The following is a 24,825-nucleotide window of genomic DNA, read 5'->3' as shown; positions in this document are numbered from 1 at the left end:
TCGATGGGACACCTGCCCGCACTCCTGAGCAGCGCCGGGTGCGTCCGTCGGCACTAGGGAGACGACGGACGCACCCGCGCCGGTCTTCAGCGCCGGCCGAGGAACCGCAGCGCGTTGCCGCCGAGCAGCGCGTCCCGCTGCGCGTCGGTGAGGAAGTCCGCCCGGTGCACCACCTGGCCGACCGGCCGCTCCCCCAGCGGGTACGGGTAGTCGCTGCCGAGCAGCACCCGCTCGGCGCCCATGGTGTCCACCAGCAGCCGCAGCGCGGCCGGTTCGAAGACCACCGAATCGACGTGGAACCGGTCGACGTAGGAGCTGGGTGGCGCGCTGGACGCGCCGCGTACCAGGTCGCCGCGGCGGTGCCAGGCGTTGTCGGCGCGGCCCAGCCAGAACGGGAAGCTGCCGCCGCCGTGCGCGAAGCAGATCCGCAGCGTCTCCGGCACCCGGTCGAACACGCCGCCGAGGATCAGCGCGAGCACCGACAGGTGCGTCTCGGCCGGCATCCCGGTCAGCCAGCGGGCCATCCACCGGTCCAGCCGAGGGCCGCCGGGCATGTCCCACGGGTGCACGAACACCGGCGCGCCCACCTCGGCGCAGTGGGTCAGGAACTGCACGATGCCCGCGTCGTCCAGATCCCGGTCGCCGACGTGGTTGCCGATCTCCACTCCGGCGTGCCCGGCCGCCAGGCAGCGGTCCAGCTCGGCGCAGGCCGCGTCCGGGTCCTGCAACGGCACCTGGCAGAACGGCACCAGCCGGTCGCCGCCGGCCGCGGTGACCTCCAGCGTGAGGTCGTTGAAGATCCGGGCCACCTTGACCGCCTGGTCGGCCGGGCGGTCGTAGCTGAAGAACACCGGGGTGGGCGAGACGACCTGCACGTCCACGCCGTCGGCGTCCATGTCGGCGAGCCGGGCCGGCGCGTCCCAGCACTGCCCGCCGATCGGGCGGAACTCCGTTTCCCCCACCATGATCATGGCGGCGCGCTCGGAGTCCACCCGCAGCCAGGGCCAGCCGGACCCGCCGCACGCCGCGGCGAGGTCCGGCCACCCCTTCGGTACGACGTGCGTGTGCACGTCCACGACCGGCACGCGTCAGCCCTTGCCCGGGTGCAGCGCGCCGCAGTTGTCGCAGGTGCGGGCCTTCTCGTCGGCGTAGAACGCGGCGAAGACCGGGGGCAGGTCGGCGGCGATGTCGCGGACCTGCAACTCCACCTCGTGCACCTTGTGGTGGCACTCGGCGCAGTACCACTGGAACTTCTCCAGCGTGCCCTCCTCGCGGACCCGCTCGATCACCATGCCGATCGACCCGGCCTCGGGACGCTGCGGCGAGTGCGGGGTGTTGCGCGGCAGCATCCACATCTGCCCCTCGCGCACGTGCACCGTACGCGGGCCCTCGGGCAGCATCAGGTTGATGTGCATGTTGCCCTTGACCTGGTAGAAGAACTCCTCGTACGGGTCGACGTGGAAGTCCGTGCGCTGGTTCGGGCCGCCGACCACCATGACGATGAAGTCGTCGCTGCCGGGCAGCATCTCCCTGTTGCCCACCGGGGGCTTGAGCAGGTGCTGGTTCTCGCCGATCCAGCCGGAGAAGCTGAACGGCTCGGCGATCTCACTCATGGGAACCTCCCGACGGAAGTAGGGCGACGGCCTGCATCTCGATCAGCAGATGCGGGTGCGGAAGCTGGTGCACGGCGACAGTGGTCCGGGTGGGGCCGGTGGCGTCGAAGAACTCCGCCCACACCTCGTTGTAGCCGCCGAAATCGTTCATGTTGACCAGGTAGCTGGTGACCTGCACCAGGTCGCTCAGCTCGGCGCCGACCGAGCGGAGCAGGTCGCGGATGTTCTCCACCACGGCCCGGGTCTGCTCCCGGATGTCGAGGTCGGTGGTGCCGAGCTCGTCCACCGACACCCCGGCGAACGTGTTGTCCGGCCGGCGCGACGACGTACCGGAGACGAAGACGAACCCGCCGGCCACCTTGACGTGCGGGAACGCTCCCCGCGGCACGGCCTTCCCGGCCACCACGCGGGCGGTCGCCGGGCCGCTTTCCGTTCGCGACTGCGGGGCTCGCAGACCCGGCTCACTCCTCGCGCTCACGAGACAGCCTTCAGGGAGGCGGAACCCAGCTTCTCCACAGTGGCGCGCACGTGCGCCCCCGGACGCAGCGGCACCGCCGCGGTGGCCGCGCCGGCCAGGAACACCCAGCCCTTGCGCAGCCGCACGCCGTGCCGGCCGGCCAGCCGCAGCCCCTCGTCCAGCGCGCGACGCGGGTCGCCGAGGATCGCCGCGGTCGAGCCGACCTGCGCCACCCGACCGTCGATCTCCAGCAGCACGCCGAGGTTGTCCAGCCCGTCCGGCACCGGCGACCACGGCCCGACGACGAACGCGGCGGCCGAGGTGTTGTCGGCGATCACGTCCGGCAGCGAGAAGGTGAAGTTCGCGTACCGGGAGTCGATCAGCTCGATCGCCGGGGCGACCGCGCGCACGGCCCGCGTGAACGAGCCGACCGGTTCGCCCGGGTCGGGCAGCCGGTCCAGCAGGAACGCCACCTCCGGCTCGACCCGGGGGTGGATGAAGTCGCCCACGTCCACCGCGCCGCCGTCCGGCACCCGCATCACGTCGGTCAGCCGGCCCCAGATCACCTCGTCCACGCCGACCTGGGCCATCTTGGCCTTGCTGGTCAGCCCCATCTTGAGCCCGACCAGCCGCTCACCCCGGTCGAGGCGGCGCTTCACCAGCGCGGTCTGCACCGCGTATGCGGCGTCGACGTCGAGCCCGGTCTCGGCCGCGAGCTGCGGGATCGCGGTGGCGTCGTCGGCCGCCGCACCCAGCTTCTCCGCGATACCGGCGATGTCCGGCCCGATCATGCTGTGCCACCTTTCGTTCGCGACTGCGGGGCTCGCAAACCCGGCTCACTCCTCGCGCTCACCGGGTCTCCTTAGCCGCCAGGTCCAGTGCCACGTCCACGATCATGTCCTCCTGGCCGCCGACCATCCGGCGGCGGCCCAGCTCGACCAGGATCGAGCGGACGTCCACGCCGTACTTGGCCGAGGCCCGCTCGGCATGGCGCAGGAAGCTGGAGTAGACGCCCGCGTACCCCAGGGAGAGCGTCTCCCGGTCGACCTGGACCGGCCGGTCCTGCAACGGGCGGACCAGGTCGTCGGCGGCGTCCATCAGCGCGAACACGTCGCAGCCGTGCTTCCAGCCGTGCAGCTCGGCGACCGCGACGAAGACCTCCAGCGGCGCGTTGCCCGCGCCCGCGCCCATGCCGGCCAGCGACGCGTCCACCCGGACGGTCCGCCCGGACGGCGAGCCGAGCGGGCCGTCGCCGAGGATCCGGCCGTGCTCGACCGCCAGCACGCTGTTCGCCACACCCAGCGACAGGTTGTGGTGCGCGTGGATGCCGATCTGCGTCTCCGGTTCCAGCACCTGCCGGTACGCGTCGACGCGCTGCGCCACGTCCGACATCAGCAGCCGCCCGCCGGAGTCGGTGACGTAGACGCAGTGCGCGCCGTACGACTCCATGAGCTTTGCCTGCGCGGCCAGCCCGGCCGGGTCGTTGAGGTGCGACATCATCAGGAACCCGGAGACGTCCATGCCGTTCTCCCGGGCCCAGGCGATGTGCTGGGCGGAGATGTCCGCCTCGGTGCAGTGCGTGGCGATCCGTACGCTCGTCACGCCCAGCGCCTTCGCCGCCTTCAGGTCGGCGATGGTGCCGATGCCCGGCAGCAGCAGCGTGGTGAGCCGCGCGGTGGTCAGCACCTCGGCGGCGGCGGCGATCCAGTCCGCGTCTGCGGCCGCGCCGTGCCCGTAGTTGACGCTGGACCCGGCCAGGCCGTCGCCGTGGGCCACCTCGACCGCTGCCACACCGGCCGCGTCGAGCGCGGCGGCGATGGTACGCACCTCATCGACCGTGTAGCGGTGCCCGATGGCGTGCATGCCGTCGCGCAGCGTCACGTCCTGGATGTAGAGGTCGGTCATCGCGCACTCACCTCCGTCGCGCGCAGCGCCACCAGCCGCTCCGCGGTACGCAGCGCGGCCGACGTCATGATGTCCAGGTTCCCGGCGTACGCGGGCAGGTAGTGCCCGGCGCCGGAGACCTCCAGGAACACCGACACCTGCAGGCCGGTGAAGTGCCGGCCGAGCACCGGCGCGTACGTGTCCACCCGGTCGAACTGCACGTCCTGCTTGAGCCGGTAGCCGGGCACGTACTCCTGCACGGCCTTGACCATGTCGGCCACCGAGGCGGCGATCGCGCCCCGGTCGGCGTCGGCGTCCGGGCACAGGCAGTAGACCGTGTCGCGCATGAGCAGCGGCGGATCGGCCGGGTTCAGCACGATGATGGCCTTGCCGCGCTCGGCGCCGCCGACCACCTCGATGGCGCGGGCGGTGGTCTCGGTGAACTCGTCGATGTTGGCCCGGGTGCCCGGACCGGCCGACTTCGAGGCGATCGAGGCGACGATCTCCCCGTACGCCACCGGGGTGACCCGGCCGACCGCGTGCACGATCGGCACCGTCGCCTGCCCGCCGCAGGTCACCATGTTGACGTTCGGCTCGCCCAGGTGCTCGTCGAGGTTCACCGGCGGCACCACGTACGGGCCGATCGCGGCCGGCGTCAGGTCGACGACGGTGCGGCCGTGTGCCCGCAGCACCTCGTCGTGACGCTTGTGCGCGCCCGCCGAGGTGGCGTCGAAGACCAGCTGGACGTCGGCGAACTCGGGCAGCGCGACGAGGCCGTCGACGCCCTCGGCGGTGGTGGTCACGCCGAGCCGGCGGGCCCGGGCCAGACCGTCCGAGGCCGGGTCGATGCCGGCCATCGCCACCATGCGCAGGCTCTCACTGAGCCGCAGCACCTTGATCATCAGGTCGGTGCCGATGTTGCCCGACCCGAGCACCGCCACTCCGACGCTCATGCCGGCCCTCCGCTGCGCTGCGTGCCGCCATGAGGCTCAACGGCCCTGTATCGATGATTCGCTCGCTGACGCTCGCTCATGCGGTTCCCTCCGAGGAGAAACAGGTACGCACCGAGCCGAGCCCGGAGATGCGCGCCTCGTACGCGGCGCCGGGCGTGACCGGCACCATCGGGCCGAGCGCGCCGGAGAGCACCACGTCGCCCGCGCGCAACGGGTCACCTGCGCGGGCCATCGTGGCGGCCAGCCACTGCAACGCGTGCAGCGGATTGCCCAGGCAGGCCGCGCCCGCGCCGACCGAGACCGGCTCACCGGCGTGCTCCAGCACCATGCCGCACAGCCGCAGGTCCACGTCGGCGAGCCGGCGGGGCGCGGTGCCGAGCACGAACAGCCCGCTGGAGGCGTTGTCCGCCACCGTGTCGACGATGGAGATGTCCCAGTCGGCGATCCGCGAGTCGACGATCTCGATGGCCGGCAGCACGTGATCCACCGACCGGATCAGGTCGACAGTGGTGACCCGCTCGTCCGGCAGGTCCGCGCCGAGCACGAAGGCGATCTCCGCCTCCACCCGCGGCTGGAGCAGCCGGTCGATGGGCACCTCGACGCCGTCGCCGACGGCCATGTCGTCGAAGAGCACCCCGAAGTCGGGCTGGAAGACGCCGAAGCTCTCCTGCACGGTCCGCGAGGTCAGGCCGATCTTCGCGCCGACGCGGCGGTGCCCCTTGCCCAGCCGTTGCCGCGTGTAGACCTGCTGCACCTGGTACGCGGCCTCGATGTCGCCCTCGGGCAGCAGCCGGCCGCGCAGCGGCGGGCAGGGTTTCCCCTCCTGCCGGGCCACTGCGAGTTCCCGGTTGGCGGCCTCGATGTCCACGGTCATGGCGGCTCCTCGCTTACGTCGCTGCGGATTCCGGCCATTCTTCCCACCACGCGCGCTCATTGGAGGTCCACACAGACGTTTGTCAGTTCCGAGTAGAAGTCGAGCGAGTGCACGCCGCCCTCGCGGCCCACTCCCGACGCCTTCACCCCGCCGAACGGGGTACGCAGGTCGCGCAGGAACCAGGTGTTCACCCAGACGATGCCCGCGTCGAGCCGGACGCCGGCCCGGTGCGCCCGGCCCACATCCCGCGTCCACACCGTCGCGGCCAGGCCGTAGGCGGTGCCGTTCGCCAGCGCGTACGCCTCGTCCTCGTCGTCGAACGGCGCGACGTGCACCACCGGCCCGAAGATCTCCTCCTGGTTGGTGCGGGCGTCCGCACCGAGCCCGGTGAGCACAGTCGACTGCACGTACGCCCCGCCGTCGCGGGCGTCGCCGAAGCGCGGCACGCCACCCCCGGCGCGCACCTCGGCGCCCTCGGTGCGGGCCAGCGCGTAGTGACCGAGCACCTTGTCCCGGTGGCCGTGCGAGATGAGCGGCATGTTCGCCGTCGCCTCGTCAGCCGGCCAGCCGTACGCCAACTCGTCGGCTCGCTCGGCCAGCCGCGCGGTGAACTCCTCGAACACCGGCCGCTGCACGTAGATGCGCTCGGTGCACAGGCACACCTGGCCGCCGTTCGTGAAGCTGGACCGCACCGAACCGGCGACCGCCGCGTCCAGGTCGGCGTCGGCGAACACCAGGCCGGCGTTCTTGCCGCCCAGCTCGAAGCTGACCGCCTTCACCCCGTCGGCGGCGGCGCGCATGATCGCGCTGCCGGTGGCCGACTCGCCGGTGAACGTGATCGCGTCCACGCCCGGGTGCCGGGTCAGGTGCTCGCCGGCCGAACCGGGCCCGAAGCCGTGCACCAGGTTGAACACGCCGTCCGGCACGCCCGCCGCGGCCATCACCTCGGCCAGCAGTGTGGCCGAGGCGGGAGTTTCCTCGCTGGGCTTGACCACCACGGCGTTGCCGCAGGCCAGGGCCGGGGCGACCTTCCAGGTGAGCAGCAGCAGCGGCAGGTTCCACGGCACGATGACCGCCACCACGCCGACCGGCTTGCGGACCGCGTAGTTGAGCGCCCGGCCACCGGCCGGGGTGACTGTGGTGAACGACTCGGTCGGCGCTGTCGCCACGATCTCGGCGAACGCCCGGAAGTTGGCCGCGCCGCGCGGGATGTCGAGCGTACGGGCCTGCGAGATGGACTTGCCGGTGTCCGCCACCTCGGCGGCGACCAGGTCGTCGAAGCGCCGTTCCAACTCGTCGGCGACCCGGCGGAGCACCTCGGCGCGTTCCCGCTCGCCCATCCGGCCCCACGGGCCGCGCAGCGCCGCCCGCGCCGCGTCGACCGCGTCGTCCACTGTCGACTGCGACGCCTCGACCACCTCGAACACCGGCTCGCCGGTGACCGGGCTGCGCTTGGTGAACCGGGCGCCGGCGTCGACGAACTCACCGCCGACGAAGTTGCGCAGCAGGCCGGGGCCGTCCGGCGCGTGCCCGGTCATCAGCCGGGGATCCCAGAGCGTCATCGCCGCCGCCCCAGCGCCGCACGGACACCACCGGCAAGCAGCGCGACCGCGCCGGCCGCGACCGCGCCGACCACCGCGTACTGCGCGCGCACCCGGCGGCGCACCTGCGCGTACGGGGTGGTGGAGAAGGAGACCAGCTCGTACTGGGAGACGTAGCGGCCGGGCAGCGCGCGTTCCAGCGCGTGCTCGACCTGCTTGCGGGTGCGGAACACCGGTGAGGCGACCTTGTCCCGCATCTCCACGAAGTTCGCCAGCGCCATCCGGGCGATCGCCTCCGCGTTGTCCTGGCGGCGGTGCTGGAACAGCGGCAGCGCGGCGGCCCACTCGTCGTCGCACTCGTCGAGGCAGCGGTCCAGCTCGACCACGTCCTCGAACGCGCAGTTCGCGCCCTGGCCGTAGAACGGCACGATGGCGTGCGCGGCGTCGCCGATCAGGCCGACCGTCCCGGCCACCTGCCACGGCGTGCAGCGCACCGTGCCGAGCACGCCGACCGGGTTGTGCTGGTAGTCGTCGACCAGGTTCGGCGCGAGCGGGACCAGGTCCGGGTAGTGGGTGGCGAAGAACTGCTCGATCGCCGCCGGGCTGCTCAGCGACGCGAAGCTGCGGGTGCCGTGGGTGGGCCAGAACAGCGTGCAGGTGAAGGAGCGGTCCGGGTTCGGCAGCGCGATCATCATCGAGGTGCCGCGCGGCCAGATGTGCAGCGCACCCGGGTCGAGCGCGAACTCCCCGCCCAGCGGCGGGATGGTCAGCTCCTTGTAGCCGTAGTCGAGGAAGTCCAGGCTCTCGGTCAGGCCGCCGTACGCGAGCAGTTGCCCGCGCACCGCGGAGCCGGCGCCGTCGGCGCCGAGGACGACCGAGGCGGTGGCGGTGACCTTGCCCTGCGGCGTCTCGAACGTCATCTCGCCGCCGAGCGGGTCGAGGCCGACCAGCCGGTGGTCGAACGCGACGCGCACGTTCGGCAGCGCGGCGGCGGCGTCGAGCAGCGCGTTGTTCAGCGCGCCCCGGCTGATCGAGTTGATCGCCCGGTCCCCGGAGCCGCTGTACGACTGGAACTCCGGCTCGCCCTCGACCGGGTGGATCATGCGGCCGCGCATCGGCAGCGCGTCCGCCATCACCTCGTCCTCCAGGCCGATGCGGCGCAGCGCGTCCAGGCCGCGCTCGGACAGCGCCAGGTTGATCGACCGGCCCCGCTCGACAATGCCGGTACGCGGGTCGGGCCGCCGCTCGTAGAGGGCCACCGGGTAGCCGCGCCGGGCCAGGTAGCAGGCCAGCAGGCAGCCGGCCAGCCCGGCGCCGACCACCGCGATCTCGTCGCGCTCCCTCATGCGCCTGCCTTCCGTTCGCGACTGTGGGGCTCCCAGAACCGGCTCACTCCTCGCGCTCACGACCCCTCCTCAAACGTTGCCGCCAGCGCCTCGGCGACCCGCCAGCAGTCGTGGTACGTGGAGTAGAGCGGCACCGGGGCGAACCGGACGATGTCCGGCTCCCGGGCGTCCGCGACCACGCCGTGCTCGTGCCGCAGCCGCTTGGTCAGCTCGTTGGCGCTACCCACGCCGATGCGCACCGAGAGCTGGCAACCACGGCGGGCCGGGTCACGCGGGGTGACCACTGTGAGCGGGCGGCCGGGCGTCACCTCGTCCAGCAGCTGCTCCAGCCAGGCGGTCAGCCGCAGGCTGCGCTCGCGCAGCGCCGGCATGCCGACGGAGTCGAACAGCTCCAGCGAGGTCCGCACCGGGCCCATCGCGAAGATCGGCGGATTGGAGATCTGCCACGCCTCGACGGTGGCCGGCGGGCGGGACACCGGAGTCATCTCGAACCGGGTGGCCGCCGCGGTGCTCCACCAGCCCTCGAAGCGCTGGATCGACGGGTCGCCGAGGTGCCGCTCGTGGACGAAGACGCCACCCAGGGCGCCCGGCCCGGAGTTGAGGTACTTGTACGAGCACCAGGCCGCGAAGTCGACGTCCCAGTCGTGCAGCGCCAGCGGCACGTTGCCGGCGGCGTGCGCCAGGTCCCAGCCGACCACGGCGCCCGCGGCGCGGCCGGCGGCGGTGATGGCCGGGATGTCCATCAGCTCGCCGGTCAGGTAGTTCACGCCGCCGAGCATCAGCAGCGCCACCGTGTGCCCCTCGCGGGCCAGGAAGTCCAGCACGTCCTCGGTGCCGAGCGTGTCGGAGCCGGGGCGCGGCTTGAGGCGTACCACTGTGGTGTCCGGGTCCAGGCCGTGGAAGCGGGCCTGGCTGCGCACCGCGTAGCTGTCCGAGGGGAACGCGCTGTCCTCGATGACGATGCGGGTGCGCTCGCCGGCCGGCCGGTAGAAGCTGACCATCAGCAGGTGCAGGTTGACGGTGAGGGAGTTCATCACCACTGTCTCCGCGGGCAGCGCGCCGACCAGGCGGGCGGCCGGTGCGGTCAGCAGCTCGTGGTACGGCAGCCAGGGCCGCTCCGACTCCAGGTGCCCCTCCACGCCGAGGCGCTGCCAGGCGTCCAGGTCGGCGAGGAGTTCGTCCCGGGTGGCCCGGGGTTGCAGGCCCAGCGAGTTGCCGGCGAGGTACGCGGTGTCGGGGTAGCGCCCGCCGTCGGCCGGCGGGATGTGGAACAGGTGCCGGTGGCCGGGGTCGGCGTCGTCGCGGCGGAGGGCTTCGTTCTCGGGGGTGTGCATGCTGTTCTCTCTCGTCACATCGCGGTGCGGGCCGACCACAGCTCCGGGAAGACCACCCGGGCCATGCTGCGCTGCAACCATGCCAGGCCGGCGGAGCCGCCGCTGCCGACCTTGGCGCCCATGGTGCGCTGGACGGCCTTGACGTGGTTCCACCGCCAGTCGCCGAACTCCTCGGCGATCTCGGTCAGCGCGTCACCGAGCAGGCGCAGGTGGTTGTCCGGGCCGTTGTCGCCGTAGATCCGGACCCAGGCCGCCTCGATCGCGGGGTGCGCCTCGTGCTCGGCGTTCACGTCCCGGGACAGCAGCTCGGCGGGCACGTCGAAGCCCTTGCGGGCCAGCAGCGCCACCACCTCGTCCCAGAGACTCGGGGTGGCCAGCGCGGCGGTCAGCTCGTCGTACACCTCGGTCTGCCGGCGGAACGGGCGGATCAGCGCCCGGTCGCGCAGGCCGAGCAGGAACTCCAGTTGCCGGTACATGGCGGACTGGAAGCCGGAGCCCTCGCCGAGCCGGTCGCGGAAGCGGTTGAAGTCGGCCGGGCTCATCCAGCGCAGGCCGTGCCAGGCGGCGTTGAGGCCCTCCAGGTGCAGGGCGGCGCGGCGCAGCGGGGGCAGGGCCTCCCAGATCCGGTCCTCGCGCAGCTCGCGCTTGGCGTGCCGCAGCTCGTGGCAGGTCAGGCCGAAGTACAGCTCCATGATCTGGCTGATCATCAGGAAGGACATCTCGCCCGGGTCGTCGCTGAGCGGCTCCTGGAGCCGGTGCAGCGTGCTGGCCCGTACGTACGCGTCGTACGGCACGCGGTCGGCGAACTCCAGCGTCGGCTCGCCGCCGTTGCGCGCCGCCCGAGCCGCCCGTTCCTGGGGGGTTACCGGGCGCACCGCCGTCGTCTGTTCCACAGTCATTCTCCGTCCGTGCGCGGGGTAGACGTCATGATCCCGCTGGTGGGCGGCCGAATGGAATGCCTGTTCAACGGCGGTATGGTGGTATCACTTGGCGAACCGAAACCATCTCGCGTCACCCTCTTTACGGAAGGAAGGTCCGCGCGTGGACGACATGGACTGGGCGCTGCTGCGCGAGCTCCAGGCCGACGCCCGGCTGTCGTACAGCGAACTGTCCCGCCGGGTCCACCTGTCGCCGCCCGCAGTCGCCGAACGGGTCCGCCGGCTGGAGGAGGCCGGCGTGATCACCGGCTACCACGCCCACGTCGACCTCACCCGGGCCGGGCGCACGGTGCTCGCGCTGATCCGGATGTCCTGCTATGGCGCGCGCTGCATCCTCAACGCCCCGGACGTCGCGGGCTGGCCGGAGATCATGGAGATCCACCGGATCACCGGGGACGCGTGCAGCATGCTCAAGGTCGCCGCGACCAACATGGGCGAGTTCGAGGAGGTCATCGACCGCCTCGCCCCGTACGGGCAGCCGTCCAGCACGATGGTGCTCTCCACTCCGCTGGCCTGGCACCCCGTGGTCAAGGCGCCCCGTTAGCTTCCCCCGCCTCCCGGGAAAGCAGGCGCCGCTGCCCGTCAGTGGTCCGGCGCACCGTCGCGCCGGGAGGGGGGAACCATGCGAGGGCTCGTGTCACACCGTGCGTTGTCGTCACTGCTGGGCCTGCTCGGCCTGGTCGCGGCGTTCGTCCTGACCACCGCGCCACCGGCCCGGGCCGGGGAGAGCGTGTTCATCGAGGTGACGCCGAACAGCGTCCAGGCCGGTTCCCGGGTCAACCTGCGGGCCGGCTGCGACAACAGCAACAACCGTCAGGCGCAGGTCACCTCGGACGCCTTCGGGCGGGTGACGCTGCGGGCGGACAACGGCTTCCTCACCGGCTCGGTCACCGTGCCCGGCAACAAGGCGCCGGGCGACTACCCGGTGAACCTGGACTGCTCCAACGGCAACACCGCCTCGACCATGCTCACCGTGCTCAACATGGCGCAGCCGAGCAAGGGGCCGGCGACCGGTGGCGGTGGCACCGCGGGTAGCCGGGGCACGGGCTCGCTGCTGCTGGTCGGCGGTCTGGTCGCGGTGGCCGTGGTGGCCGGCGTGAGCGCCCGCCGCAAGACCGGCGGCCGCGTCTGACGGGGCGCCGCAATGGCCCGCTCATCGCGCCGCCGGGACCGTGCCGGCCCGGCGGCGGACCGCACCGGCCGTCGCGCCGCCCGCCGGTCGCCGGAACGCGCCGGACGGATCCGGGCCGCGCTGCGGCTGACCGCCGGGGCCGCGCGCCGGTTCGCCCACGTCGCCGGGCACGCGTTCACGGCCAGCGTCACCACGGCGGATCCGCGGTCGCGGCCGGTTCCGGCCCGCGCGACCGGGACCACCCGCCGGTACGCCGCGGGCCGTGGTCCCGGTGTCCCGGTGCTCGTGGTGGCGAGCGTGATGGCGCTGATCGTGGCCATGCTCGGCGTGGAACGGGTGACCGGCGTCAGCGTGCTGCCCGACCGGATCGTCGCCGGCCTGCGTCCGCCGCCGAAGAAGTTCCCGGTGCTGCCGGCCAGCCCACCGACGGACCTGAGCATCGGCAAGCTGGACCTGCGCGCGCCGGTGCACCGGGTCGGCATCGCGCCGGACGGCAGCATCGCGGTACCGGACGTGGAGCGTGCCGGTGAGGTCGGCTGGTACGACCGGGGCCCCACCCCCGGCCAGTACGGCCCGGCGGTGCTCGTCGGGCACGTCGACACCACCACCGGGCCGGCCGTCTTCCACGGGCTGCGGGAACTGGACGACGGCGACCGGATCGAGGTGACCCGCCAGGACCGCTCGGTGGCGGTGTTCGAGGTGACCTCGATCGAGCGGTACGGCAAGGAGAAGCTGCCGGTGCAGGACGTCTACGGCGACTTCAGCCGGCCCGCCCTGCGGCTGATCACCTGCGGTGGGCGCTGGGTCGGCGGCGAGACCGGGTACGCGGACAACCTGGTCGTCTACGCCTCGCTGGTCAAGGCGCGCTGAGCGCCGGTCAGGCCGCCTCGGGCTCGGGCTCGCGCAGGTCGAGCCAGTCCGCCCAGCGCGGGTCGGGGGCGCGGTGCCCGAGCACCCGCCAGGCGGTCCCTTTGGGCGCGGCGGGCAGGCGGTGCAGCCGCCAGCCCAGCTCGGCCGGCGTCTTGTCGCCCTTCGTGTGGTTGCACCGCGCGCAGGCGGCGACCACGTTCTCCCAGGCGTGCCGGCCGCCCCGGCTGCGCGGGAACACGTGGTCGATGGTCTCGGCCGGCCCCCGGCAGTACGCGCACCGCCACCCGTCGCGGGCGAACACGGCCCGCCGGGACAGCCCGATGTGGGTGCGGTACGGCACCCGGACGTAGCGGGTCAGGCGTACCACGGAGGGCACCGGTAACGCGTTGCGCGCGCTGTGCAGGATGCCCTCGCCGTCGGCGACGCAGACCGCCTTGGCGGAGAGGACGAGGATCGCGGCACGACGCACCGACACGACGCACAGGGGCTCGTAGGTGACGTTGAGAACGAGTGCACCGGAGCCCGCCGTGGGTCGTATGTCAGGCATCGCGCTCACCCTCCCGGTCCAGCCGCTCCCGCCCCTGCGCGCCGGAACGGCCCGCGAACAGCGCGGAACGGCTCCGACGCCGGCTGGATCACCGACGTCCGTTGCGCCAATAGTCCCTGATCGCGCCCGCGATTGCACGTACTAATCCCGGCTAACCCCCGGGGCGGCGCCACTTCGCCGAGGTGGCGATGTCGGCCGCTGCCCGCCCGTGCGGTACGAAAGCACTGTGAACGTCTCCGACCTGATCTCCGCCGTGGTGTCCGCCCTCTCCGACCGGCGCCCGGACTGCCAGGGCAGCAGCTCCTGCGAGTTCCTGTACCGGCTCACCGGCTCCGCCTGGTTCGCCGAGAGCAGCTACTGGATCCTGCTGAAACCGCTGCGGGTCGCGTTGATACTGGTCATCGCGGTGGCCGCCCGGTGGGCCCTGCACCGGACCATCAACCGGCTGGTGCGTACCACCACCGAGGGCGCGGTGCCGACCATGCTCCGCCCGCTGCGCGAGCGGATCCCCAGCGCCACGTTCGAGCCGAACCAGTTCGTGCCGGAGCGGCGGCGGCAGCGGGCCGAGGCGATCGGGTCGGTGCTGCGCAGCATGGTCACCGCATTCGTCTTCGGCATCGCGCTGCTGATGGTGCTCAAGGAGTTCAGCTTCGACCTGGCCCCGCTGCTGGCCAGCGCGGGCATCGCCGGCGTGGCGCTCGGCTTCGGCGCGCAGAGCCTGGTCAAGGACCTCATCGCCGGCCTGTTCATGCTCATCGAGGACCAGTACGGCGTCGGCGACACGGTCGACCTGGGCGAGGCGACGGGCGTGGTCGAGGCGGTGGGCCTGCGGGTCACCACCGTCCGGGACGGCCGCGGCGTGCTCTGGTACATCCGCAACGGCGAGATCATCCGGGTCGGGAACAAGAGCCAGGGCTGGGCGCTGGTGGTGGTCGACCTGCCGATCGGGTTCGCCTCCACCGAGGAGGCCACCGCCGTGCTTCGCACCGCGGCGGCGTCGGTGGCGCTGGACCCGGAGCTGGCGCCGAAGATCGTCGAGGAGCCGGAGGTGCTCGGCGTCGAGCAGATCACTGTCGACGGCGCGGTGATCCGTACCGTCGTCAAGACCACCGCGGACGGGCAGTTCGCGGTCGGCCGTGAGCTGCGCCGCCGCCTCGCAGAGGCGCTGGAGAACTCGGGGATCGTCGCGCAGATCGCGGCCGCCCGGCTGTTCCCGGGCCGGCCGGTCCCGCAGCCGGCGTCGGCCGCCACCGAGGGTACGGGCACCGGCGGACCCACCTGAGTCGCCGGACGAGCCGGACTGTTTCCGGGGGTCGCGCGCCGCGCGGCCCCTCGGGTATCGTCCGTTCGGTTCAGTCGGAGATGCGACGATCAATCCGTTCACCCTAGCCAGTTGTCAGACGATCGGGCAGAATCCGGTGCACACGCTCCACCGGGGAGCGTGCTCGTGTCCTCGCTGATCGGTTGATCTGACGACGGTTCCCGGTCGGGCCATCACAAGTGGTCGGCCAGGAACGATGGAGGCGACGGTGTCCGACGCGCGACCCGGCCAGGAGGGTCCGGCCACCTTTCGGGACGTCTTCGGTCAGTCGGAGTTCCGCGTCATCTTCGCCGCCAACACCCTCTCCTGGGTGGGCGACTATCTGGCCCGCGCCGCGGTCGCCGTGCTCGTGCTGCGTGAGACCAATTCGGTCGCGCTCTCCGCCGCCGCGTTCGCCGCCAGTTACCTTCCGTGGCTGGTCGGCGGCCCACTGCTCTCCGCGCTCGCCGAGCGGCACCACTACCGGCGGGTCATGGTGGTCTGCGACCTCCTCCGGATGGCGCTGATGGCGCTGGTCGCGATGCCCCGGATGCCGACCTGGTCGGTCTTCGCGCTGATCTTTCTGGCCACGCTCGCGAACCCGCCCAGCCAGGCGGCGCGGTCGGCGCTGATGCCGCACATCCTGACCGGGGACCGGCTGGTCGTGGGCCTGTCCGCGTTGACCAGCGCCGGCCAGGCCGCCCAGGTCGTCGGCTACCTGATCGGCGCCACCGTGGCGGCGCTCAACCCGAACATCGCGCTGCTCGTCAACGCCGTCACGTTCGCCGTGTCGGCCGTGCTGGTCCGCTTCGGCCTCCGCGAGCGGCCACCGGCGATGGCCGAGGCGCACCGCAGCCATCTGCTGCGGGAGACCGTCCAGGGCTTCCAGATCGTCTTCGAGCGGCCGGTGCTGCGCGCCATCGCGGTGCTGGTGTTCAGCGCGATGCTCTTCTCGATCGTCCCCGAAGGGCTGGCCGCGGGCTGGGCCGCCGACCGCACCGACGGCCGGATGAACACGGGCACCGCCCAAGGGTTGATCATGGCCGCCGTACCGGTCGGATACATCCTCGGGGGGCTGACCATCAGCCGGCTCGTCGGTCCGACCCGGCGGCTGACGCTGATGCGACCGTTGATGATCATCGCACCGGCGACACTCGTACCCGCGCTGTTCAACCCGCCACCGGCGGTGGTGGCGCTGCTCGCGGCCGGATGCGGTTTCGCCGTCGCCGGGCTCGTCCCGATCGCCAACGGCCTGTTCGTGCAGGCGCTGCCGGACGGATTCCGGGCCCGGGCGTTCGGCGTGATGGCCAGTGGCACACAGATCATCCAGGGCGCCGCGGTGCTGGCCACGGGGGCGCTCGCGGAGCGGTTCTCGGTTCCGACGGTGGTCGGCGCCTGGAGCGCGGCCGGGGTGCTGATCATGACCGTGGCGGCGCTCGCCTGGCCCCGGCCACAGGTGATCAACGACGCCATCGAGACCGCCCGCGCCGAGTCGTCGGCCGGCGGCGCCCACGCGCACTCGCCCGGCCCGGCGCCGGGCGACCGCAACCGCGAGCCCGGCCGGCACCGGCACGCGGTGACGTGATTCGCGCCGCCCGGTGGGCGGGCGCGGGTGCGGGGCCGCACCTGGCAGGATGGAAGCGTGACTTCCCCAGGCGAGTCGATGACCCTCTTCGAGGCGATCGGCGGTGAACCGGCCTTCCGCAAGCTGGTGGACGAGTTCTACGCCGGTATCGCCGACGACCCGCTGCTGCGGCCGATGTACCCGGAGGAGGACCTCGGCCCGGCGGCCGATCGGCTGACCCTGTTCCTCATCCAGTACTGGGGCGGCCCGCACACCTACTCGGAGCAGCGCGGCCACCCGCGACTGCGGATGCGCCACGCGTCGTTCCGGATCGGCGCGGCCGAGCGGGACGCCTGGCTGCACCACATGCGCCGGGCGGTGGACACGCTCGACCTGCCGCCGCAGCTCGCCGCCGCGCTCTGGGACTACCTGGAGCGGGCCGCCTACTTCATGGTGAACGTGATGGAGGACCCGGCCGCGGGCTGAGCCCGGCTCAGAGCAGGGCGCCCTCGTCGTGCAGCCAGTCGACGAACGTGACGGCGACCGCGGCGCCGCAGTCGAGCATCTCGACCAGCAGGGCGTCGTGGGCACCGGCGCCGAGCGGAACCTGCAACTCGGCGTAGATCGGGAGCTGACCGCGCTCGGTCGGGTCGCCGATGTACGCCTTGCAGAAGCGCCGGGTGTGGTTCCACTCGTTCACCACGCGGTAGGCCCGGTCGGCCCAGTCCGGCGGGACCGTCGCGTGCGGGCGGGCCCGCATCACCAGGATCTCGTCCTCCGGGCCCTCCAGCGCGACGAGCACGGCGTGGCGCTCCCACATGGCCAGCAGGTTGCCGTCCCCGTCGGCCAGATAGCGCACGTCGAGCAGGTCGAGCGCGTCGCAGACCCGGCTCAGGGTGACCGGCGCGACGGTGGCCGGCATGTCCGCGAGGGCCGGTCGCTCGGGTGGCGCCACGTCGTCGCCCGGAGGGCGAGGGGCCGGTGGCCCGACCCGGATGGTGTCATCCACTGTGGTCCCGCTTCGAGTCTCCGGCTCCCCGCCAGCGGCGGGACCAGGGCGCCATGACCACCACGGCATCGCTCGCGCACCTCACTCCCCAGCGGATCCGGACGCCTACGGTGCGTTGGATCCGAGGATGGACGGTACCCGGACAGACGGCATGAGGCATCCCCCCAACGACCGCCCCAGGCCGGAAGGACGACGCGGGGTCATCCGTTCGGATGACCTACTGTCGGCTTGAGTGCAAGATCGGCGACAGTCCGCGACCAGACCGCCCCGAACGGGCCGACGAGCCCGACCCATCGGCCCGCGCTGCGCACCTGAACGTCGTCCTCGCCGGCGCCGAGGAAACCCATCCGGACCAGACCCTGCACCAGCCGCTGCGTCACCTCAACCGGGGTGCGCGGCGCCTCGTCCGGGGTCACCACCACTGCGACGTGGTCCAGCAGCGCGTCCCGCAGCACCCGCTGCCCGACCGCGCGGCCCGCCACGCCGTGCACGGCGGCCTCGCGCAGCGTGCCGGCCGCCGCCTCCGCGATCCGCCGCAGCTCGGCGCCGGGCAGCGCCTCCACGGCCCGGCTCGCGGCCGGTGGGAGCTGCCACCGCCAGCCGTCGTCCCGGCGTACCGGAAGGGCCGTCCCCCTGGCGGAGAGTTCGGCCAGCAGCTCCCCCGCGGCGACAGTGACGTCGCCGGGGGCCGTGCCGGGCACGGTACGGACCACGAGCACCCCCCACGGCAGACGCGCCCAGAGGGCGGTACGGCCGGTGCCCGGCACCGGCCGCAGCCGGACCACTGTGGCCGGGTCGAACCGGACCAGCCGGGCCAGGAAGGCCCCAGCGTCGGCCGTCCCGGTCAACCCGTGCCCGGTCATCCGGTCAGCCCCGGCGCGTAGCGGAGCAGGAACGCCCGTTCCTCCGCCGAGATCCGGCGCGGGCGCTGCGCCGTCAGGTCGAACGGCACCAGCAGCGACCGGGCGGTGCCGGCCAGCGTGTCGCCGTCGTACAGCTCGTACGCGACCGAGAAGGAGGCGGCCCGGATCTCGTCCACCCACAGCTCGATCCGTACCGTCGGGGCGGCCTCCGCGCTGGCCCGGCCGAGCGCGTAGTCGACCGGGCGCAGGTAGTCGACCTCGTGCCGGCGGATGACCACGCCGTCGGCGAGCGAGCCCACCCCCCACGCCCGGCCGCCGGCGAACATCATCGCCACCCGCGCCTCCTCGTAGAGCGTGAGGAAGCGGGCGTTGTTGACGTGGCCGTACGCGTCCAGGTCGGACCAGCGCAGCGCGCAGTGGTAGACGAAGCGGTCAGTCACGGGTGAGCTTGCGGTAGGTCACCCGGTGCGGCCGGGCCGCCTCGGCGCCGAGGCGCTCGACCTTGTTCTTCTCGTACGCCTCGAAGTTGCCCTCGAACCAGAACCACTTGGCCGGGTTCTGGTCGTCGCCCTCCCAGGCCAGGATGTGCGTGGCGACCCGGTCCAGGAACATCCGGTCGTGGGAGATCACCACGGCGCAGCCGGGAAACTCCAGCAGCGCGTTCTCCAGGCTGGACAGGGTCTCCACGTCCAGGTCGTTCGTCGGCTCGTCGAGCAGGATCACGTTGCCGCCGATCTTGAGCGTCAGCGCCAGGTTGAGCCGGTTGCGCTCGCCGCCGGAGAGCACCTTCGTCGGCTTCTGCTGGTCCGGCCCCTTGAAGCCGAACGCCGCGATGTACGCCCGGGACGGCATCTCGACCTTGCCCACCATGAGGTGGTCGAGCCCGTCGGAGACGACCTCCCAGACGGTCTTGTCACCGTCCAGGCCCTGCCGGTTCTGGTCGACGTACGACAACGACACCGTCTCGCCGACCCGGACCGAGCCGCTGGTCGGCTGCTCCAGCCCGACGATGGTCTTGAACAGCGTGGTCTTGCCGACGCCGTTGGGGCCGATGATGCCGACGATGCCGTTGCGGGGCAGCGAGAACGACAGGTCCTCGATCAGCACCCGGTCACCGAACGCCTTGGTCAGGTTCTGCGCCTCGATGACCGTGTTGCCCAGGCGCGGGCCCGGCGGGATCTGGATCTCCTCGAAGTCCAGCTTCCGGGTCTTCTCCGCCTCGGCGGCCATCTCGTCGTAGCGGTCCAGACGGGCCTTGGACTTGGTCTGCCGCGCCTTGGCGTTCGAGCGGACCCACTCCAGTTCCTCGGACAGCCGCTTCTTCATCTTGGCGTCGCGGCGCCCCTCGACGGAGAGCCGGGCGGCCTTCTTCTCCAGGTAGGTGGAGTAGTTACCCTCGTACGGGTAGGCCCGGCCGCGGTCCAGCTCCAGGATCCAGTTGGCCACGTTGTCCAGGAAGTACCGGTCGTGGGTGATCGCCAGGACGGTGCCGGCGTACTTGGCCAGGTGCTGCTCCAGCCACTGCACGCTCTCCGCGTCCAGGTGGTTGGTGGGCTCGTCGAGCAGCAGCAGATCCGGCGCCTCCAGCAGCAGCTTGCACAGCGCGACCCGGCGGCGCTCACCACCGGAGAGGGTGGTGACGTCGGCGTCCGGCGGCGGGCAGCGCAGCGCGTCCATCGCGAGTTCGAGCTTGGAGTCGATGTCCCACGCGTCGGCGGCGTCCAGGTCCTCCTGGAGCTTGCCCATCTCCTCCATCAGCTCGTCGGAGTAGTCGGTGGCCATCTGCTCGGCGATGGCGTTGAACCGCTCGAGCTTGGCCTTGGTCTCGGCGACCGCCTCCTCGACGTTGCCGAGGACCGTCTTCTCCTCGTTGAGCGGCGGCTCCTGGGCGAGCATGCCGACGGAGTAGCCGGGCATGAGCCGGGCCTCGCCGTTGCTCGGCCGGTCCAGCCCTGCCATGATCTTGAGGAGGCTGGACTTACCGGCGCCGTTCGGACCGACCACCCCGATCTTGACACCCGGCAGGAAGTTCAGCGTCACGTTGTCGAGCACGACCTTGTCGCCGTGCGCCTTGCGCGCCTTGTCCAGGACGTAGATGAACTGGGCCACGGTGCGGGCTACCTCCGTCGGTTGCGATCGCGGGCTTGTCGGGTGCGGGGCGCGGGCGTCGATCTGCGCCTGCCGCCGCCGGCCGGGGGCCGGCCACACGCACGCCGCCGTCAATCCTGACAGGTACGGACCTCGACGCCCACATCACCCCACCCCAGGGGTACGGCGGCGAGCCTGGACCTCGCCCAGGTGGCGCTGGAGACCACCCGGGCCACCATCGGCCTCTGAACCGCCGTGTCGACAAGATCACGCGGTGATTCGGCGGTTCTGGGACGGGTAGGTAACTCCGGCACGGGGGATCAGAGGCCGCGGCTACGCTCAGTACGCTCATCGCGGTGGACCCGTCAGTACCCGGAGGTAGCAGATCGTGACCGTCCGTAGCTCCTTTGTCGTAGTGGCCAACCGCCTGCCGGTCGACGAGGTGAGCACACCCGAGGGGCGGCAGTGGCGGCGCAGCCCCGGCGGGCTGGTGACCGCACTGCACCCGGTCCTCGCCGAGCACCAGGGCACCTGGGTGGGGTGGGCCGGCGGCACCGGCGCCGCGCCCGAGCCGTTCGACCTGGAGGGCATCCGACTGCACCCGGTGCCGCTGAGCGCCGAGGAACTGGAGCGCTACTACGAGGGCCAGTCGAACGCGACGATCTGGCCGCTCTACCACGACGCGGTGGAGACGCCCGCCTACAAGCGACGCTGGCGCGAGGCGTACCGCCTGGTCAATGCCCGGTTCGCGGAGGCCGCCGCGGACGTGGCCGCCGAGGGCGCCACGGTCTGGGTCCAGGACTACCAGCTCCAGCTCGTGCCGGCGATGCTCCGCGAGCTGCGGCCGGACCTGCGGATCGGCTTCTTCCTGCACATCCCGTTCCCGCCGATCGAGCTGTTCATGCAGATGCCGTTCCGGGCCGAGATCCTGCGTGGGCTGCTCGGCGCGGACCTGATCGGCTTCCAGCAGCGGTTGGCGGCGCAGAACTTCGTCCGGCTGGCCCGGCACCTGCTCGGCCTGCGCTACGAGGGCCAGATGATCCAGGTCGACGGCCGGCAGGTGAAGGCGGGCGCGTTCCCCATCTCGATCGACACGAAGGAGATGGAGCGGCTGGCCGAGGACCCGGCGATCCAGGCCCGCGCGAAGCAGATTCGCGAGGAGCTGGGCAACCCGAAGACGATCATCCTGGGGGTCGACCGGCTCGACTACACCAAGGGCATCGAACTCCGCCTCAAGGCCTTCCGCGAACTCCTTGCTGACGGAAAGTTGACAGTTCCCGACGCGGTTATGGTGCAGGTCGCCACGCCCAGCCGCGAGCGGGTGGAGCATTACCAGGCACTTCGGGTGAAGGTGGAACGCGAGGTAGGCCGGATCAATGGTGAATTCGGCCGAGTCGGCGTGCCTGCAGTGCATTACCTGCATCAGTCGTACAGTCGCTCCGAACTGGCCGCGATGTACGTCGCGGCCGACGTCATGATGGTGACCCCGCTGCGAGACGGAATGAATCTGGTGGCCAAGGAGTACGTCGCATCGCGCGCCGACCAGGGCGGCGCGCTCGTGCTCAGTGAGTTCGCCGGCGCTGCCACAGAGCTGCGCCAGGCGTTCCTGTGTAATCCGCACGACCCGGACGCGGTGAAGGACGCGTTGCTGCGGGCCGTGCATGTCGAAAAGCCCGAAGCCCGCCGCCGGATGCGCGTCATGCAGCGCCATCTGCGCAGCCACGACGTGGGCCACTGGGCCAAGTCGTTCCTCAGCGAGCTCGGCGTCCCCGATACGGAGGCTGCGTGACCTCGCCCGCCCTCGCCGCCGCCCACGGCGGCGTGCTGGATCCCGAACTGCGTGCCGCGATCGGCCGCATCGCCCGGGTTCCGCAGCTTCTGGTCGCCTGCGACTACGACGGCACGCTCGCGCCGATCGTCGAGGACCCGAGCAGAGCCGTGCCGCTGCCGGAGTCGGTGGCCGCGGTACGCGCCCTGGCCGCGCTGCCGCAGACCAGCGTCGCGGTCGTCTCCGGCCGCGCGCTGCGCGACCTGGCCACGCTCTCCCGGCTGCCCAGCGAGGTGCACCTCGTCGGCAGCCACGGCTCGGAGTTCGACATCGGATTCGTCGAACGCCTCACACCCGAGCTGATCGCGGTCCGGCACCGGCTCCGCGAGGCGCTGCGGGAGATCGCCGCCGAGCACCCGGGCATCCGCCTGGAGCGCAAGCCGGCCAGCGTGGCGGTGCACACCCGCGGCGTCGACCCGCACGTCGCCGCCCGGGCCGTCGAGGCGGTCCGCAGCGGCCCCGCGACCTGGGAGGGCGTGACTGTCACCCAGGGCAAGGAGGTCATCGAGCTGTCGGTGGTGGTCACGAACAAGGGCACCGCCGTCGACCAGCTCCGCACCCAGCTCGCCGCGAGCGCGGTCCTGTTCATCGGCGACGACGTCACCGACGAGAACGCCTTCGGCAACCTGGCCGGGCCGGACGTCGGCATCAAGATCGGCCCCGGGGAGACCCGCGCCGACTACCGGGTGGCCGAGCCGATCGAGGCGGCCCGCGCGCTGGGGCTGCTGCTGGAGACGCGGCGGCACTGGCTGTTCGGCGAGCGGGCGGTGCCGATCGAGCGGCACTCGATGCTCGCCAACGGCCGTACGGTCGCGCTGGTCACACCGGAAGCCAAGATCACCTGGCTGTGCCACCCGAAGCCCGACTCGGCGGCGATCTTCGCCGACCTGGTCGGCGGCAGCCCGGCCGGGCACTTCACGGTCGGCCCGGAGCGCGGCGGCATCCCGCTGGGGCAGCGCTACCGCAGCAACACGATGACAGTCGAGACCCGCTGGTCCGGCCTCACCGTGACCGACTGGCTCGACCTGCCGGCGCGGGAGACCACGCCGGACGACCCGGCCGTGGTCAGCGGCGACTCGACACTGGTCCGGGTCCTCAGCGGCACCGGGCGGGCCCGGATCGAGTTCTCGCCGCGTCCCGAGTTCGGTCAGGTGGCGGTGCAGCTCCAGCCGCTCGACGACGGGCTGCTGGTGCTCGGCTCCAACGAGCCGGTGGCGCTGCACGCCCCCGGCGTCGAGTGGGAGGTCACGAGCGACGCCGGGTACGAGACCGCGAAGGCGGTGGTCGACCTGTCGGCGGCCGGCGGCCAGGTGGTGCTGGAGCTGCGCTTCGGCACGCAGAGCCTGGAGCCGCACCGGCTGCCGGTGCACGAGCGGCAGGCCGCCGCCGAGCAGCCCTGGAAGGACTGGGTGGCCTCGCTGCGGCTGCCGGCCACCGCCCGGGACCTGGTCGCCCGCAGCGCGCTGACGCTGCGCGGGCTCTGCCACGAGCCGACCGGCTCGATCCTGGCCGCGGCCACCACGTCGCTGCCGGAGGAGCTGGGCGGTGTCCGCAACTGGGACTACCGCTACTGCTGGCTGCGCGACGCCGCGATGACCGCCCGCGCACTCGTCGACCTCGGCTCGACCGAGGAGGCCGAAGGGCTGCTGCGCTGGATCGACGGCGTGGTCGAGCGCACCGGCGGGCACCCGGAGCGGCTGCACCCGCTCTACACGGTGGACGGCTACGAGCTGGGCGCCGAGGCGGTCATCGACACGCTGCCCGGGTACGCCGGCTCCCGGCCGGTACGGGTCGGCAACCTCGCCAACCACCAGCTCCAGCTCGACGTCTTCGGCCCGGTCGCGGACCTGATCGCGGCGGTGGCCGACGCCCGGGGCTCGATCCGCGACGACGAGTGGCGGGTGCTGGAGAACATGGTCGAGGCGGTACGCCGCCGCTGGCACGAGCCCGACCACGGCATCTGGGAGGCCCGCCTCCCCCCGCGGCACCACGTCTTCTCCAAGGTCATGCTCTGGATGACAGTGGACCGGGCGCTGCACGTGGTACGCCGGCACGGCGGCGAGGACCGACCGGAGTGGGTCGAGCTGCGCGACCGGATCGCCTCGAACGTGCTGGAGCACGGCTGGCACCCGGAGGCCGAGGCGTACAGCGTCGCCTACGGCTACGAGGAGATGGACGCCTCGTCGCTGTGGATCGGCATCTCCGGGCTGCTCGCCGGCGACGACCCGCGCTTCCTCTCCACCGTGCTCAAGATCGAGGCGGAGTTGCGCAGCGGTCCGGTCGTCTACCGGTACCACTGGGACGACGGCCTGCCCGGCCGGGAGGGCGGCTTCCACATCTGCACGTCGTGGCTGATCGAGGCGTACCTGCGCACCGGCCGCCGTACCGACGCCGAGGAGCTGTTCACCCAGATGGTCGACACGGCCGGCCCCACCGGCCTGCTCCCCGAGCAGTACGACCCGCTGGCCGAACGCGGGCTGGGCAACCACCCGCAGGCGTACAGCCACCTCGGCCTGATCCGCTGCGCGCTGCTGCTGGACAACATGCTCAAGCAGTGACCTGACCGAAACGCCCGGACGGCGGCGGGAGACCCGACGGTCCCCCGCCGCCGTCCCCGTTCCACCCCGACCCCGCCCGCCGCCGATCTTGCACTTGCCGCCCCGGCAAAGAGGGCGGTAACGGGC

24 protein-coding genes are annotated in these 24,825 nt (G+C 72.2%); 8 read left to right on the top strand and 16 right to left on the bottom strand.

Annotated elements, in window-relative coordinates:
- Positions 1–86 precede the first annotated feature (86 nt).
- From ACFYON_RS28195 to ACFYON_RS28145, 11 genes are all read right to left on the bottom strand, one after another.
- Positions 87–1,085, bottom strand: coding sequence for an amidohydrolase family protein (locus ACFYON_RS28195; protein ID WP_354870879.1), 999 nt, complete (start codon positions 1,083–1,085; stop codon positions 87–89).
- Between the two features lie 3 nt (positions 1,086–1,088).
- Positions 1,089–1,613 carry a 3-hydroxyanthranilate 3,4-dioxygenase gene (locus ACFYON_RS28190; protein WP_354870882.1) on the bottom strand — a complete coding sequence of 175 codons (525 nt, stop codon included), beginning with the start codon at positions 1,611–1,613 and terminating at the stop codon, positions 1,089–1,091.
- Positions 1,606–2,067: a RidA family protein gene (locus ACFYON_RS28185; RefSeq protein WP_354871248.1), complete on the bottom strand. Its 462-nt coding sequence runs from the start codon at positions 2,065–2,067 to the stop codon at positions 1,606–1,608. The genes ACFYON_RS28190 and ACFYON_RS28185 overlap by 8 nt, the downstream gene beginning before the upstream one ends.
- 20 nt (positions 2,068–2,087) lie before the next feature.
- The gene (locus ACFYON_RS28180; RefSeq protein WP_354870884.1) at positions 2,088–2,861 is read right to left on the bottom strand and encodes a 4-oxalocrotonate decarboxylase; all 774 of its coding nucleotides are present in this window, start codon (positions 2,859–2,861) and stop codon (positions 2,088–2,090) included.
- Between the two features lie 58 nt (positions 2,862–2,919).
- The gene (dmpG, locus tag ACFYON_RS28175; RefSeq protein ID WP_354870886.1) at positions 2,920–3,975 is read right to left on the bottom strand and encodes a 4-hydroxy-2-oxovalerate aldolase; all 1,056 of its coding nucleotides are present in this window, start codon (positions 3,973–3,975) and stop codon (positions 2,920–2,922) included.
- On the bottom strand, positions 3,972–4,907 hold the full coding sequence (locus ACFYON_RS28170) for an acetaldehyde dehydrogenase (acetylating) (protein WP_354870887.1): 936 nt from the start codon (positions 4,905–4,907) through the stop codon (positions 3,972–3,974). The genes dmpG and ACFYON_RS28170 overlap by 4 nt, the downstream gene beginning before the upstream one ends.
- Before the next feature lie 76 nt (positions 4,908–4,983).
- Positions 4,984–5,781, bottom strand: coding sequence for a fumarylacetoacetate hydrolase family protein (locus tag ACFYON_RS28165; RefSeq protein ID WP_357709820.1), 798 nt, complete (start codon positions 5,779–5,781; stop codon positions 4,984–4,986).
- Positions 5,782–5,837: 56 nt separating this feature from the next.
- Positions 5,838–7,319, bottom strand: a complete 1,482-nt coding sequence (locus tag ACFYON_RS28160; RefSeq protein ID WP_354871251.1) for a 2-hydroxymuconic semialdehyde dehydrogenase — start codon at positions 7,317–7,319, stop codon at positions 5,838–5,840.
- A 20-nt stretch (positions 7,320–7,339) separates the two neighbouring features.
- Positions 7,340–8,668 (bottom strand): NAD(P)/FAD-dependent oxidoreductase, encoded by a 1,329-nt coding sequence (locus tag ACFYON_RS28155; RefSeq protein WP_354870893.1) that lies wholly within the window; start codon positions 8,666–8,668, stop codon positions 7,340–7,342.
- A gap of 56 nt (positions 8,669–8,724) precedes the next feature.
- The gene (gene kynU / locus ACFYON_RS28150; protein ID WP_354870895.1) at positions 8,725–10,002 is read right to left on the bottom strand and encodes a kynureninase; all 1,278 of its coding nucleotides are present in this window, start codon (positions 10,000–10,002) and stop codon (positions 8,725–8,727) included.
- Between the two features lie 14 nt (positions 10,003–10,016).
- On the bottom strand, positions 10,017–10,901 hold the full coding sequence (locus ACFYON_RS28145) for a tryptophan 2,3-dioxygenase family protein (protein ID WP_354870898.1): 885 nt from the start codon (positions 10,899–10,901) through the stop codon (positions 10,017–10,019).
- 142 nt (positions 10,902–11,043) lie between these two features.
- On the opposite strand from ACFYON_RS28145, the gene ACFYON_RS28140 reads away from it, so the two are divergent.
- From ACFYON_RS28140 to ACFYON_RS28130, 3 genes are all read left to right on the top strand, one after another.
- Positions 11,044–11,484, top strand: coding sequence for an Lrp/AsnC family transcriptional regulator (locus ACFYON_RS28140; protein ID WP_354870901.1), 441 nt, complete (start codon positions 11,044–11,046; stop codon positions 11,482–11,484).
- Between the two features lie 78 nt (positions 11,485–11,562).
- Positions 11,563–12,072 (top strand): hypothetical protein, encoded by a 510-nt coding sequence (locus ACFYON_RS28135; protein WP_354870904.1) that lies wholly within the window; start codon positions 11,563–11,565, stop codon positions 12,070–12,072.
- A 12-nt stretch (positions 12,073–12,084) separates the two neighbouring features.
- Positions 12,085–12,942, top strand: a complete 858-nt coding sequence (locus tag ACFYON_RS28130; RefSeq protein ID WP_357709813.1) for a class F sortase — start codon at positions 12,085–12,087, stop codon at positions 12,940–12,942.
- A gap of 7 nt (positions 12,943–12,949) precedes the next feature.
- Here the strand turns inward: ACFYON_RS28130 and ACFYON_RS28125 are convergent, their stop codons facing one another.
- On the bottom strand, positions 12,950–13,489 hold the full coding sequence (locus ACFYON_RS28125) for an HNH endonuclease (RefSeq protein WP_354870908.1): 540 nt from the start codon (positions 13,487–13,489) through the stop codon (positions 12,950–12,952).
- Between the two features lie 253 nt (positions 13,490–13,742).
- Between ACFYON_RS28125 and ACFYON_RS28120 the strand changes: the two genes are divergently transcribed.
- From ACFYON_RS28120 to ACFYON_RS28110, 3 genes are all read left to right on the top strand, one after another.
- Positions 13,743–14,771, top strand: a complete 1,029-nt coding sequence (locus tag ACFYON_RS28120; RefSeq protein WP_354871254.1) for a mechanosensitive ion channel family protein — start codon at positions 13,743–13,745, stop codon at positions 14,769–14,771.
- A 235-nt stretch (positions 14,772–15,006) separates the two neighbouring features.
- Entirely contained in the window at positions 15,007–16,374 is a 1,368-nt protein-coding gene (locus ACFYON_RS28115) for an MFS transporter (protein ID WP_354870910.1), read from the top strand.
- A gap of 78 nt (positions 16,375–16,452) precedes the next feature.
- The gene (locus ACFYON_RS28110; RefSeq protein WP_354871257.1) at positions 16,453–16,839 is read left to right on the top strand and encodes a globin; all 387 of its coding nucleotides are present in this window, start codon (positions 16,453–16,455) and stop codon (positions 16,837–16,839) included.
- 7 nt (positions 16,840–16,846) lie between these two features.
- Here the strand turns inward: ACFYON_RS28110 and ACFYON_RS28105 are convergent, their stop codons facing one another.
- The 4 genes from ACFYON_RS28105 to ettA form a co-directional block, all read right to left on the bottom strand.
- Positions 16,847–17,431, bottom strand: coding sequence for a YbjN domain-containing protein (locus ACFYON_RS28105; protein WP_354870913.1), 585 nt, complete (start codon positions 17,429–17,431; stop codon positions 16,847–16,849).
- 131 nt (positions 17,432–17,562) lie between these two features.
- Entirely contained in the window at positions 17,563–18,225 is a 663-nt protein-coding gene (locus tag ACFYON_RS28100) for a hypothetical protein (RefSeq protein ID WP_354870916.1), read from the bottom strand.
- Entirely contained in the window at positions 18,222–18,665 is a 444-nt protein-coding gene (locus ACFYON_RS28095) for a thioesterase family protein (protein ID WP_354870918.1), read from the bottom strand. The genes ACFYON_RS28100 and ACFYON_RS28095 overlap by 4 nt, the downstream gene beginning before the upstream one ends.
- The gene (gene ettA, locus ACFYON_RS28090) at positions 18,658–20,334 is read right to left on the bottom strand and encodes an energy-dependent translational throttle protein EttA (protein ID WP_354870920.1); all 1,677 of its coding nucleotides are present in this window, start codon (positions 20,332–20,334) and stop codon (positions 18,658–18,660) included. Before ettA ends, ACFYON_RS28095 begins: the two co-directional genes overlap by 8 nt.
- Before the next feature lie 367 nt (positions 20,335–20,701).
- Between ettA and ACFYON_RS28085 the strand changes: the two genes are divergently transcribed.
- A complete protein-coding gene (locus ACFYON_RS28085) occupies positions 20,702–22,102 on the top strand; it encodes a trehalose-6-phosphate synthase (protein WP_354870923.1) in 1,401 nt (466 codons plus the stop codon).
- Positions 22,099–24,699 carry a trehalose-phosphatase gene (gene otsB, locus ACFYON_RS28080; protein ID WP_354870925.1) on the top strand — a complete coding sequence of 867 codons (2,601 nt, stop codon included), beginning with the start codon at positions 22,099–22,101 and terminating at the stop codon, positions 24,697–24,699. Before ACFYON_RS28085 ends, otsB begins: the two co-directional genes overlap by 4 nt.
- The last annotated feature ends 126 nt before the right edge of the window (positions 24,700–24,825 follow it).

This window comes from Micromonospora sp. NPDC005686 (assembly GCF_042871665.1).
Lineage (GTDB): Bacteria > Actinomycetota > Actinomycetes > Mycobacteriales > Micromonosporaceae > Micromonospora.
This window is presented reverse-complemented; position numbering and strand designations above follow the sequence as displayed.